A 1060-nucleotide genomic window follows, 5' to 3' on the forward strand; every position below is an offset into this window, starting at 1 on the left:
GACGACGACGAGGGCCGCCGCAGCGAGTCGAACCCGCGCGCGCGGGCGATGCCGACGTTGCGGGCGCTCGTCCGCACGATCCGGGCCCGGCCCCGCGCGATCTCCTCGGTGGCATCGCGGCAGGAGTCCAGCACGACCGTCACGGTCACCGGGACCGGGGTGGCGGCGATGCAGTCTTCGAGCGCGTCGAGGCAGCCCGCCAGCAGGTCCTGCTCATCGTGGGCGGGGATCACGACGTCGACCCCGGTGTACTCCACGGCCGGTCAGAGGTTGGCGAAGAAGTCGGCCCAGTAGAAGTCCCAGAACGCCCACAGGATGACCCCGGCCACCGCGAGGTACCAGACCACCACGGGCACCAGGTGCCACCGCTGCAGTGCGCGCACCCACCGAGCCCGGGTGAGCTTGGCCAGCACGTGCAGCAGCGTGTACCAGAACATGGGGATGGTGGCCGCCCACACGACCATGCACCACGGGCACAGGACCTGGATCTGGAAGATCGACTGGTAGGCCAACCAGTGGACGAATCCGGCGGCGAACGTCAGCCCGAGCAGCGCGCCCACCCAGTACCAGCGCGGGAACCGCACCCCCGTGGCGGCGGCGACGCCGATCGCGATCACGATGCCGAAACCGATCAGCCCGATGAACGGGTTGGGGAACCCGAACGCCGCCCCCTGCTCGGAGTTGATGACGCTCTTGCAGCTCATGAGGATGGAGAAGTTGCACGCCGGCGTGTAGTCCGGGTTCTCCAGCAGCCGGATCTTGTCCAGGCTGAGCTGGAACGACGCGACCAGCGCGAGGGCCGAGCCGAGTGCCAGGAGCACGCCGATCCACCGGTCGGTGAACACGCGCGCGCCGATCGTGTCGTGGGCGGCGTCGTCGGCGGTGGCCGCGGCGGGGGATATCGTCACCGGGCCGGCGGGGGCGCCCTGGGTGTCGCCGTGCCCGGGGTCGACGGGTCGGGGGTCGACGTGCTCGGCGTCTGTGGTCTCGCGCATACGCACAGGCTACCGGGGCGGGTGCGCGGTTAGAGTGGTGGATCTGCGGCCCTTCAGGTGTGCGT

Annotated in this window: 2 protein-coding genes; both read right to left on the reverse strand. The window is 70.5% G+C overall.

What is annotated here, in order from left to right:
* Nucleotides 1-257: glycosyltransferase (locus tag G6023_RS08280; RefSeq protein ID WP_182634945.1), on the reverse strand; the 257-nt coding region annotated here is incomplete at its 3' end.
* A 6-nt stretch (nt 258-263) separates the two neighbouring features.
* Nucleotides 264-995 (reverse strand): vitamin K epoxide reductase family protein, encoded by a 732-nt coding sequence (locus G6023_RS08285; protein WP_182634948.1) that lies wholly within the window; start codon nt 993-995, stop codon nt 264-266.
* Nucleotides 996-1060 lie beyond the last annotated feature (65 nt).

It is taken from the genome of Dietzia sp. DQ11-71, from assembly GCF_014144995.1.
GTDB lineage: Bacteria > Actinomycetota > Actinomycetes > Mycobacteriales > Mycobacteriaceae > Dietzia > Dietzia kunjamensis.